Origin of the sequence: Chitinophaga sp. CC14 (genome assembly GCF_048957795.1) — a bacterium.
GTDB lineage: Bacteria > Bacteroidota > Bacteroidia > Chitinophagales > Chitinophagaceae > Chitinophaga > Chitinophaga ginsengisegetis.
This window is the reverse complement of the sequence record NZ_JARBFY010000005.1, coordinates 886,734-898,901: the sequence shown is the minus strand read 5'-3', so window position 1 is coordinate 898,901 and position 12,168 is coordinate 886,734. Positions and strand designations below refer to the sequence as shown.

Annotated in this window: 10 protein-coding genes; all 10 read left to right on the top strand. The window is 45.8% G+C overall.

The genetic code is table 11. From position 1 onward, the window contains the following. Nucleotides 1–87: 87 nt before the first annotated feature. Entirely contained in the window at nt 88–1,059 is a 972-nt protein-coding gene (locus tag PV783_RS23140; RefSeq protein ID WP_420989755.1) for a peptidoglycan DD-metalloendopeptidase family protein, read from the top strand. A 21-nt stretch (nt 1,060–1,080) separates the two neighbouring features. After that, nucleotides 1,081–1,578 carry a DinB family protein gene (locus PV783_RS23135; RefSeq protein WP_420989754.1) on the top strand — a complete coding sequence of 166 codons (498 nt, stop codon included), beginning with the start codon at nt 1,081–1,083 and terminating at the stop codon, nt 1,576–1,578. A 130-nt stretch (nt 1,579–1,708) separates the two neighbouring features. Further along, nucleotides 1,709–2,200, top strand: a complete 492-nt coding sequence (locus tag PV783_RS23130) for a hypothetical protein (RefSeq protein WP_079473650.1) — start codon at nt 1,709–1,711, stop codon at nt 2,198–2,200. A 476-nt stretch (nt 2,201–2,676) separates the two neighbouring features. Next, nucleotides 2,677–3,195, top strand: a complete 519-nt coding sequence (locus PV783_RS23125; protein WP_420989753.1) for a hypothetical protein — start codon at nt 2,677–2,679, stop codon at nt 3,193–3,195. A gap of 149 nt (nt 3,196–3,344) precedes the next feature. Then, nucleotides 3,345–4,118 carry a hypothetical protein gene (locus tag PV783_RS23120; protein WP_143313709.1) on the top strand — a complete coding sequence of 258 codons (774 nt, stop codon included), beginning with the start codon at nt 3,345–3,347 and terminating at the stop codon, nt 4,116–4,118. Nucleotides 4,119–4,375: 257 nt separating this feature from the next. Next, the gene (locus PV783_RS23115; RefSeq protein ID WP_159454436.1) at nt 4,376–4,927 is read left to right on the top strand and encodes an RNA polymerase sigma-70 factor; all 552 of its coding nucleotides are present in this window, start codon (nt 4,376–4,378) and stop codon (nt 4,925–4,927) included. Between the two features lie 48 nt (nt 4,928–4,975). Next, complete coding sequence (locus PV783_RS23110; RefSeq protein WP_420989752.1) at nt 4,976–6,085, top strand: FecR family protein; 1,110 nt, start codon at nt 4,976–4,978, stop codon at nt 6,083–6,085. Between the two features lie 75 nt (nt 6,086–6,160). After that, nucleotides 6,161–9,805 carry a SusC/RagA family TonB-linked outer membrane protein gene (locus PV783_RS23105; protein ID WP_420989751.1) on the top strand — a complete coding sequence of 1,215 codons (3,645 nt, stop codon included), beginning with the start codon at nt 6,161–6,163 and terminating at the stop codon, nt 9,803–9,805. A 24-nt stretch (nt 9,806–9,829) separates the two neighbouring features. Then, nucleotides 9,830–11,320: a RagB/SusD family nutrient uptake outer membrane protein gene (locus PV783_RS23100; RefSeq protein WP_363438558.1), complete on the top strand. Its 1,491-nt coding sequence runs from the start codon at nt 9,830–9,832 to the stop codon at nt 11,318–11,320. A 26-nt stretch (nt 11,321–11,346) separates the two neighbouring features. Beyond that, entirely contained in the window at nt 11,347–12,162 is an 816-nt protein-coding gene (locus PV783_RS23095) for a hypothetical protein (RefSeq protein ID WP_363438555.1), read from the top strand. The last annotated feature ends 6 nt before the right edge of the window (nt 12,163–12,168 follow it).

Genomic DNA, 12,168 nt, shown 5'->3' with positions numbered 1-12,168 from the left:
TGCGGTATCCGCGGCAGCTCTCTTTTTATTGTTCAATGTGTAATATTTTGAATACTTTCAGCAACCAATAAGTCTAAACGCTGAAAAATGAACCTGAAATCCATTCTAACAATTCTATTGTTTTTAACCTTTACTACTGCCTTTTCTCAGACAGAAAGCGCTGAGAATAGCTATACATCAGCAAAATTTGAAAAATACTACAATGACGGCCAGTTTGATAGTATTTACGCAATCTTTTCCCCACAGGCCCAAATTGCTTTGCCATTGGATAAAACAGTCGCATTTCTTACTAAATTGAAAAGCAATTATGGAAATATTACGAAGCGGGCGTTCCTGGAATACAAGTCTGCCTTTGCTGTATATAAAACAACGTTTGAAAAAGGTGTGTTATCGCTTAGCATATCAGCAAATAAGGACAGCGCTATCACCGGGTTGTACGCGAAACCATATGAACCGGATACTTTACCGGTGATGCAACGGAATATCACCGCCATGCGCCTGCCTTTTAAAGGGGAATGGACCGTGTTTTGGGGAGGTGATACAAAAGAATTAAATTATCATGTAGTAGTTAAATTCCAGAAGAATGCGTTTGATATTGTAATTAACAACCCGGAAGGACGAAGTTTCCGTACCAGCGGAAAAACAAATGAAGACTATTACGCATTTGGACAACCAATAATAGCGCCTTGCGACGGGGAAGTGGTTTGGGCAGTAGATGGGGTTAAGGACAATGTACCGGGAGAGTTAAATCCTATGTATGTTCCGGGAAATGCGGTTCTTCTGAAAACCCAAAACAAAGAATATGTTTTCTTTGCACATTTTAAGCAAAATTCAATCAAGGTAAAACAGGGCGATCAAATTAAGCAGGGACAACTGATAGGACTGTGCGGTAATTCAGGCAATTCCTCTGAACCTCATTTGCATTTTCACCTGCAGAATGTGGAGAACCTGAATCAGGCAACCGGTGTAAAATGCTATTTTGAGAAACTGGAAGTAAATGGCCTTTTAAAAACAGATTATTCGCCCATTAAAGGGGATAAGATAAGAGAAGTCAGATAATAATCTTTAAAGAGAACTTTTATGGATTCATCTTTGAAAACAGTATTATGGCAACAGTTCGGGGCTGCAATAGATATGCTCGAAAATGCCTTAACGTTTTGCCCGGATGGGCTATGGGATACAGACACTCATTTTTGGTATACCGGGTATCACACTTTATTTTTCCTGGATTACTATTTGTCTGATGAAACGCCAATGGAAAAGGATTTTTTGCCACCGGCGCCATTTACGTTATCTGAATTTGGCACCGGCATGCCGGAACGCGTATACGATAAAACGGAGTTGCTGACGTATCTCCGGTTTGGGCGTGAGAAGTTACGGGATCTGCTGACAAGGCTAACGGCTGAAGACCTTCTGACGAAGCGTTTTGTGAGTGAGTATAAAGATTACAGTATACTTGAAATACTAATTTATAATATGCGTCATGTGCAGCATCACGCTGCGCAACTGAATTTATTGTTGCGGCAGGGCGCGAAAGATGCGCCGGATTGGGTATCCAGGACAAAGATGGATTTATAGTTTTAGAACAGGCGTCTCTTAAAATACACCCCATTATCAGTAGGGAAAAATACTTGTTTCCAGGTATTGTCCCCGGCATCCGGCCGGTATAAATTTGCTCTATTAATTAACCCAATACACGCAAATAGAGATGAAAAGGAAATCAAGCATTTTTTTTAGTGGGGGCCTGTTACTGATGGCAGGTTTAGTTTTTACAGGATGTGGTGGTAAAGACGATCCTGCGCCTGAGAATAAAAAAATGACGATGAAAGTTACTGTTACGGTAGCAGGCGCTGATAGTCAGGATCAGGTTGACTTTAGCGTAGAAGCAGGGAATCACGACGCCAGCCAGTATGGCTCCCCTGTTTGGAAAATAAACGGCGTTACGCAGGGAAATGAAGACCATATATTGTTTGATATAGATAACTTCGTAGGAGGTACAAAAACATACGTATTTGAAACCATTAAGACGTTTAATTTTGGGCATTTAAATGTGAGCGTTGTGAATAATACCGAGGTGCCAACTCCGGTAATTATAAGTTATAAGACCGAAATAGATGGTAACGTGGAAACAAATGTGGCGAATGTTGCAACTGCCTCCGGTCAATCTTACAATAAAAATTATACTTACCAGCCAAAATAGTTTTTTTCATTGCTGTTGACGTCAATAAATCCGGGAACGCCTATATGGCGTTCTTTTTTTTGAGACTACCTGTAGGTTACTTCCCGCATACTTCTCCGATACTTCTCCGATACTTCTCGGATACTTAGGACTCGTGTATGTGTTGTACTCCCTATACATTCCCCATACGGTCCCTATACATTCCCTATACACTTCCCATACACTTCCCATACACTCGTAATACACTCATGATACACTCATGATACACTCCCTATACACTATGGCTTCCTGGAACCGGGAAGTCCATTGCCCCGAAACAGACGTTTTCCGGCATAATCCGGCAAAAGCGGCATATTTGTTTTCCCGTATGCTCACAGGTGAATAATTTCGTATTGTACTTCCGGTAGTAGCTTGTCCGTTGGAGTTTTCCGGTGTTAGATAACTTTTTTATATTTATGAGAGGCAACCGGTTTAATCAAAGTTAAAAGAAATCAAAAATGAAGCGGAATATTTTTATTGTTATCTTTTTGATGGTAGGCCTCCTCTCTTGTAAATCAAAGAAGGCAACAGCGTTTAGGGAAGCAATTGTTCAAAAAGACAGCAGTGCGTTCCATATCCTGGTGGGTAAAGAAGGCCTGGAGGAAGAGAAGTTAACCTGCCTGATAAAGAGAGATTTCAAAGGAGCCCTTCGCGCTATAGATAAACAGGAGCAGGCATTCGACAGCATCATTAAGGAAATAACCATATTACCCGCAGATGGGATCCGCGAAGGAACAGCGCTGAAAACAGCCGCCGTAAATTATTATACCTCCGTCAGGGATTTGCAGCTGTTTGACCGGCAGGAAATTGCAGCACAGGAAGCTATGTTCCATACAAATGCTGATACAGTGGCGAAAGCGCAGGACAACGTATTGTTGTTAACAAAGGAGAAGCTAAAGATGTCTGGTGTAACAAACGAAAAAAGGATTGCCCTTGATGAGGCACTCAAAAAATTTAACCAGGCCAATAATTTGTAAGTGTCTGTAGCATGGCTGGGTGTATGGTAGCACCCTTGTTTTTAAATTTGCATTGGAACACCTGCAATAGCTTGTCTTAAATCCTTATATTACAAGCTGAAAAATTATTACATACCCCAAAAATGGGTGTTTACGGGAACCTGGAATCTATGTTGATCATCTTATTGCGTATAACAGGCTACGGCTGGACAGCCATTGCATTTGTAGTATTATCTGTACTGGTAGCAGTTAAAATATTAAAAAGGAGTAACCCTGGCAGGAAGCCCGGTTGCATAGGCATCGGCTATGTTTCACTGATAGTGTTTTGCCTGCTTAGTTTCTCATCCATGCTCGCAGGGGCACTGGGTGGCTTTGTGGTGAATGCTTTTACGCTGCCGCGGTACAAAGCGAAGGTAGTCAGCGTTTCCTCTTACGTATCGAAAGACAGCAAAAATAGAAATACGATCATGTATCGCTCCACCGTTGCGTTCACAACGGAAGACGGCACGCCGGTGGAAATGGAAACAGATATATCCTCCTCCGGCAGGCCGGAGATCGGGGAGACCGTTACCGTGGGCTACAAACCAGGTATGTCGGCGGCCGGGGAATTTTCCGGCACTAAGTACCTGTTAATGAGTGGGGCAGCGGTGATGTTACTGGTGATAGGGTATTTTTCGATAGCTGGTATCATATATGCAATGGGCTGGCAAATGGCCACCTACTTCAATTTCGGGATGATCATACTGCTGTATTTCATTTTACCTTTAGCCATGCTGTTTATGTTAGGAGGCATGGGATACGCAGTAGTGCAGTATTTCATGGGACTCCGGCCGGATATGCCGGTATGGGCGGTAGTAGTGTGCACGTTTTTCTGCCTGGTGTTATCTGCCGGAATGATGGGGTATGTTCGCCTGCTTGCTGCAAGACGCGGACGCACCCGTTAAGTTAAACTTCTTCAGGCTGCCCTGGTCAGTATGCACCAGGGCAGCCGGGATTGCATCTCCATAAAAAAAATTTTCTCCCTCCTTCACCCTTTTCCGCTTTTCAGTTGCCTATGATAACAGGGGTGATTAAATAAGGCAGCCGGCCTTTGGTTATCTGCAAAAAACAGCAACAGCATAACGCAGGACAACAGATGATGGAAATAAATCCGGATTTTATTATACTTTGTGCGGATAACAATGAAGTTACAAAGTGGTTTATGTACCAACCAAAATCAGGTGAAGTAGTTTCTTTTGAAGAACAGTTTAAACTTCATTACACCTTCCTGTGCACCGCCGCGTACTATGTGGTTGAAGATGAGGATGCGGCCAGGGATATCGTACAGGATTTCTTTCTTTATTGCTGGAGTAAGCGGCATATTATCCGCATTACCCACGATTTTAAAAGTTATGCCGTTCGTGCCATCCGCAACGCTTCGCTGAATTATTTAAAGAAATCGGGCAAAACATCGCTGGAGGAAGTAGCCGTTATTGAAAATATGACGCAGCACTTTCCGCTGGAAGATAATGAAGCGGAAGCAGACCGCAATGCAGCGCTATGGGCCGCTGTAGCCCGGCTGCCGGAACAACGCCGCCGGATCTTCCTGCTGAGTAACCGGGATGGACTGAAGTATAAGGATATCGCAGCAACGCTTGGGATCTCTGTTAATACGGTGAAAACACAGATAAAACTGGCCCTGCAGTTTTTACGGAAAGAATGCCGGTGGATGAATATAATCATCGCCTTCCTGTTTTTCTTAAAAAATAATTGACGGGCATTCACCCTTTTTTCATACTTGTTTGCCTTTATTATCGAAGTTATGAATGAAAATGATAAAGAAATAGACTGGGAGAAGCTGCTGAACCGGATGGATGGGAACAGCGCCGGGGAAGCCCTGAATGAGGAGGAACTGGCAATGCTGGCTGCAGCAAAAGAGATGCAGTCGCGGATAGGAGCGGCGAAATTCCCGGAAGAAGAAGGCTGGCAAAATTTTGTACAGGCCAGGAACCGCAGGCAGGCGCGCCGTTTCACGCTGGTGAAACTGGCAGCTGCAGCAGTACTGGTATTGGCCATCGGGGCGGGATTGTGGACATTCCTCAACAGGCAGCACCCTCCGCAGCTGGCCAATGAAACGCCCGCAGGGAAAGTACGCCTGAAGTTATCGGACGGCCACGAGGTAACGCTCGGTGGCAGCACACAGGTTATTCAAAACAACGGTATAGCCTCTATCAAAGCAGATCAGTCGTCACTTGTTTATGGCGCGGGCGCTAACCGTACCCTGGTAACGGCCATGGATACACTGGAAGTACCCCGTGGATTACAATTCACACTACAGCTGGCAGATGGCACAAAAGTATGGCTCAACGCGGGTTCCAGGCTGATTTATCCCGCCGCGTTTAATGGCGCATCAAGGGAAGTGTATGTGCAGGGAGAAGCCTATTTCGACGTGGCTGCCGATATAGAACGGCCATTCACGGTATATTCAGGCAAAGTAGCCATGAAAGTATTGGGTACAGCCTTCAACGTAAATACCTACGGACCGGAAATACAAACCACCTTAAGCAGTGGAAAGCTGCTGGTAACCGCCGGCCAGGAAAGTACCGTGCTGGCACCCGATGAGCAGGCCGTTTATAATGATAAGAACGGATCGCTGAACAAAAGAACTGTGGAAGCCAGGGTATTCACCGCCTGGAAAGAAGGCGACCTGTTTTTTGAAGATGCCACGCTGCTGGATATTACCAGCTACCTGGCCCGTAATTATGATTATGTTTTTGTTTTTGAAGATCCAACGCTTGAGAAAATAAGTTTTACTTTAGATATGCGCCGCCCGGCCGTTTTACAGGATGTATTAAACCAGATCAGCCATAGCATGAATAATTTAAGGTTCCGGGTGGAAGGCAAAACAGTGCACATCATGAAACGTCAATAGTGAATAATATCAACCGGAGTCAATCAGATTGCAGGCAGCCACGGGTTGCTGCTTAAACCATAATACCAAACCAGAATGAGAAATTTATTGGGCTTGTCCTTCCGCTGGAAGGAAGCGCGGCGCTATGTCATGCGGTTACCGTACCAGTTACTGCTTTTACTGGTCCTTACCGGCACCGGGGCACTGGCGCAGGAGAATACGGATCAGGGAATATTATCGAGAAAGATTTCTTACGAAGCCAATAAATCCTCTCTGAGTAAAGTACTGAAAGATCTGCGTACGCAGATGCATATCCGCTTTACCTATAACAGTGAGCTGATAAAACGACAGCCACCGGTTACGGTTAAAGTAAATGGGGTTACCCTGGAATCCCTGCTCAAACAGGTGTTGCTGAATACGGGTTTGGAGTTTATGGTGGAAATGGGAGGGATCATTATCTACGAACAAACAGTGTCTGCAGATAAGGGTAATAGTATGGCAGTGATCATCAGGGGAAGGGTAACAGATCCGCAGGGATCGCCCCTGGCAGGGGTAAGCGTTAAAGGACTTACCTCCAAAGAAATGACCATTACCCAGCCCGACGGGATGTTTATGCTGGTAGCCCGGGAGCAGGAACAGGTAAGTCTTTCCCTGGTAGGCATGAAAACGCTGCTGTACAAAGTGAAACCGTCGGATGAACAAATGATTTCTTTTAGAATGGATACCATTGCCCGGGAAATCCAGGAGGTAGTGGTGAACGGGTATCAGAAAATTGATCCCCGCCTGGCTACGGGTTCAGTATTAAAACTAAATGCAGCCGATATATTGCAGCCCGGTCAGCCTTCGGTGGACAGGATGCTGCAGGGAAAAGTGCCGGGGCTCATGGTGATCAACACCTCCGGTGGCGTGAATGCAAAACCCACTATGCGCATCAGGGGTACTTCCACCTTAATCGGTAACGCCGCCCCGCTTTGGGTGATCGATGGTATGATACGCCCTGACCCGGTTAATATCTCCTCAGCGCTGTTGAATAATGTGCTCACCGGCCCTTCCCAATCCAACTATGAACTGATGGGAAACGCCATCAGTGGTTTGAACCCCTATGATATTGAAAGCATCACTTTTTTGAGAGATGCCGCGGCGACTTCTATTTATGGTACCCGCGCGGCCAACGGCGTGATCGTGGTAACTACTAAAAGAGGAAAGGCTGGCCCGGTGGAAGTAACCTACAATTCAAATATATCTTTTCAGGCGCGTCCTTCCTACAACCAGTTAAACCTGATGAATTCCAAAGAACGGGTAGCTTTCTCAAAATCATTGATAGAAGATGGCGTAGTTTTTAATGGAAATGCAAGTGGGTTCGAAGAACGGTTTTCATATGAAGGATTATTAAGGCAGTTGTACGCCAGGCAAATCACTGAAGCGGAATTCCAGGAACAGGTAGGCGCTATTCAAACGCGGAACACCGATTGGTTTAAGGAGTTGTTCAGGAACCAGATGAGCATGCAGCATGCCCTCAGCATGAGTGGCGGCGCCGGCAAAACCACCTATTACGCTTCCCTGAGCTACGGCGGCTTTAACGGCGCTGCAAAACAGGATGGCAAAAAAACATATTCAGCGAATGTCAGCGTACGCACGCAAATCGGCAAACGGTTGAACCTCGACCTGTCCATGCAAAGCAATTATATAAAATCCACGGGGTATTACCAGTCGGTGAATCCGCTGACCTATGCGCTGCAAACAAGTCGCATCTACAGTCCGGACGATTTTTACCCGGTGAAGTCCCCCAGTAACATGATAGCCGGGCAGCCAGTGCAGTTAAAGTGGCCGCCGTATGTTTATAATATTCAGAATGAAATCAGTCACTCTGAAAACAACAGCAGCACCCATTCTTCCAGTTTAAATTTATCGTTGGATTATAAGATCAGGAAAGGATTATTCTTTCGCCATTCTTCCAATGTGATTATTGGCGGCGCCGACGGGTTAACCGCGGCTGATGAGCAAACATATGAAATTGCTGCGTTACGCGGTTGGAGTTCGGAAGTGATGCCAACGCAGGAAATGATGTTGACGGGTTTGCCCACAGGTGGCATGGCCTATATGATGAATCAGAAGAGCATGTCGCTCGGCATGAGGAACAGTTTAGATTACAATGCCGGTGTGAGAAAGGACCGCGACCAGTTTAATTTTACGTTGGGTAATGAAGTGAGAAGTGAAACCGCCAATGGCCTTACATCCAGGGAACCGGGATACTTTCCGGACCGGGGAAAGACATTCTTTCCAACGGTAATGGGCAGAAAATTATTTAGTTCAGAAACGATCAACGAAGCCATCGACAATTCCGTTTCTTATTACAGTACGGCAGCTTATAGCATGATGAACCGCTATGTTTTGAGCGGTACCATCCGGACAGATGGCTCCAACAGGTTTGGGCAGTATTCCAACTCCAGGTTCTTACCCAATTACAGTATTGCTGCCCGCTGGAATGCTTCTTCAGAAAGCTGGTTTCCCGTAAGCTCCCTGATCAGCGACTGGCAGGTGAGAGGTTCGTATGGCACACAGGGAAATGTGGTGAGTGCAGTGGGGCCTAACCTGGTGGCCACTTACTCCCCGGTTGTGGGAGAGACAAATCCCATTACCGGCAAACCCTATCTGCACATAAAAACCATGCCTTACCCGGAGTTGCGCTGGGAAAAAACATACCAGTGGAATTTTGGTACCCAGGTGGCCATGTTCAATAGCCGCCTGCGGGTGAATGTTGATTATTACTCGAAGAAAACAACAGACGTACTGGACATGATAGAGATCCCTTTCGAATACGGTATGGATATGATGTACAGGAACGGAAGCGAGTTATATAACAAAGGATGGGAAGCCATGATCAATGTAGATGCCATCAGATCGCGGAACACATCGCTCTCCTTTACGTTTACTACCAGCAGGAACAGTAACCGGGTATCTGATGAAATTATACCCAACGACTACAATTCCTTTTTTAATGGCACTGGACACTTACGCGGAAAACCCGTGAGTGGTTTTTACTCTTATATCTACAATGGGCTGAATCACAATAACGGATTGCCAACGTTCAGGAATTTAGATCTCAAGGAAAAAACGTCCAATCCGGATGATTTCCTGGTGTATTCCGGGCAACTTCAACCTTCTTTCACCGGAAGTATTCAACCGGTGTTCCGGTACAAATCCTTTTCAGCGGTGATGTTGTTTTACGTTAGTATTGGCAGCAGCAAACGGCTCAATAATCCTTTCCCGCGTACAAACGGACTGAATGGGGTGCCTGCGCCATTCACCAATCTCAGTAAAGATTATTTGAACCGCTGGCGTAAACCGGGTGACGAATTACATACAGATATTCCTGTAATGATGGATCTTTTAGCCAACCAGGACCGGCTTGTGATACCGTATAAAGTGATCAGTAACAGTGCTGCTGCAAACTCCGGAGAGATATCCCTGGATCCGTTTCAAGCTTATAATATGTCTGATTTGAGAACAGTCAGTAACAACTACCTGCGATGCAGCAACCTGAATCTTACCTACACCATTCCTGCTGCTAAGCTGAGGGGAAGCGGGATTAAGAATTTAAGCGTTGGCGCGGCCATAAATAATGTTTTTACGGTTGCCAACAGGAAACTAAAAGGGCAGGACCCTGAAATTGACGGAATTGGCACCAGTGCATTGCCGCTTACCCGGCAATATGCTTTCAGCCTGAATGCTACTTTTTAATGTAACTCATTTCAATAATACAGCATGAAGAAATCGTTGCTTGTAATCATAGGCGCCTTGTGTTTAGTGTCCTGTAAAAAGTTCCTGCAGGAATATTCTCCAACAGATGTAATACCTAAATCTACCCATGATTTCGGAGAAATATTATATTATGAAGGATACCCTACCAATTCCACACTGCTGCAACCCTGGATGGTATTCCTGGATGATGATACCCAGTGCTATACAGGACCGCTCCTGGCCAACTCAAATGTGGTATTCCAGGCCGCTCCCATCTTTCAGTGGCAACCAGATATGGAGCCCGCCACTGCCGCTACCGGCAATGCCATCAATTTCAATACCTGGAGCACTTACTATAAGTTGCTGCTGGGCGTAAATGTGGCGCTTCAGTATATGGATAATTCAACGGGCCTGCAGGCCGACAAAGACCAGTTTAAAGGAGAAGCCTACACATTACGGGCACTCTATCACTTTATGCTGGTGAATATCTATGCAAAACCCTATAATGATTCTCTCACCACACCTGACAAAAGCCCGGGCGTGCCTATCAGGAAAACTGCCGACCTGTCGGATGCTTTTCTCCGCAGGAACACCGTGAAAGAGGTGTACAACCAGATTGTGAGTGATCTCGATAGCGGCATTTATTTGTTGGATAAATACAAAGCTACCCGCGAATATTACCGGATTTCGCATGTAGCTGCCCATTTGCTGGCCAGCAGGGTATTCCTTTATATGGAAGACTGGGATAAAGCGATCAGTCATGCTGATGAAGTACTGAAGTATCACCCGCAGTTAATGGACCTGAACACCTGGGGAGGGATGCCTGATATAGAGCATAAAATGCTGATAGGACCATCTAATATTGAAAGTATCTGGAACTATGGACAGGCGGAGGAACAGCTGCCATACGCTTATTCAGAGGCATATGAAATTTCACACGACCTGGTGGATTGTTTTGAAGAGAATGACCTGCGCAAGCAAACAGGATTTTATATAAACCCTGAATTTATGAAAGAATTCCTGACGCCCGATTTTTCACAGATGAAGAATGTTCCATCCGTTTCCGGGCATAATAACGAATTATCCAATTCGTGGAGAAGCTCTGAAGCTTACCTGAACCGTGCAGAAGCCTGCATCCAGAAATACAGGAAAACAGGCGACGGTAATGCAGCTGCCCAGGCATTGGTAAGCCTGAATACACTTCGCGCCAACCGGATTGACCGGGCCTCTTTCACACCGTGGACAGTAAAGCCGGGAGACGTGTTGCTGCAAATGTGCAGAACAGAACGCCGCCGGGAACTATACCGCGAAGAAGCGCACCGCTGGTTTGATCTGAGACGCTACGGCATGCCATCGATCAAACACATTTTTACACCCAACCAGGTAACCGTACAGGTATTCCGGTTGCCGGCGCGGGATCCGCAATATGTAATGCCAATACCCACCGATGTATTATCACGGAACCCGGCATTAACACAAAATCCATTATTCGCGGGTAAGCGTTTACCCGAATAACTTCTTTCAACTGTAAATAATCACATATGAGATTATACTACCTGGTACTGGTGCTGTTAGCAGGGATAGCCTGTAATAAAGAGGCCGCATTAACGCCGGAGCCTATCCCGCCTGTATATACGCTGCCCCAGGGTAATCATGATTACGATGATACAATAGTGGCCTGGTATAAAAAATACAACACTTTTATCCTGTATAAATTTACACAGCTGGATTATGCGTATAACTATTACGACAAGAAGCCGGATAGTGCTTTTAATGCTAATCCCGCCTATGTGGCATCAACTCTCCGGTTTATCAGGGAAGAATTACTGGAAGTATACCCGGAAGCGTTTTTAAAAACCACGCTTCCTTACAAGATTTTACTCGCCTCTTATATTGGCAGCGGCACTACCCGTTCTGCTACCGGGTTTTCCGCCAGCAGCAGCATGCTCGCTATTGGCTGGGCCGATAGTACCCTGGCGCAGAAAACGCCGGCTCAACGAAAGCAGCTGCGTGGCTGGTTGCACAGAGCCTACATGGAACGCACCTTCCGTACCGACAACACTATTATCCCGGATGCATTCAAAGCGCTGGCGCCGCCTGCCTATGGCCAGGTGCTGCCTGCAAAACTCCTGGAGGAAGGCATCGTGGAGCCGTATACCAATGCGCTGAATGTGGCAACTGATTTCCTGGCATATATTGAAGTGATTACCAGTCATACCAAAGAAGAACTCGAAGCCGGGGTGCTGAGCAGCCGGGTAGATGTAAAGGGATTGATAAGAAAGAAATACGACGTTGTTATCGCCACGTTTCTCAACAAGTACCAGATAGATCTTCAGGCGATAGGCAACAGACCTTAATTATAT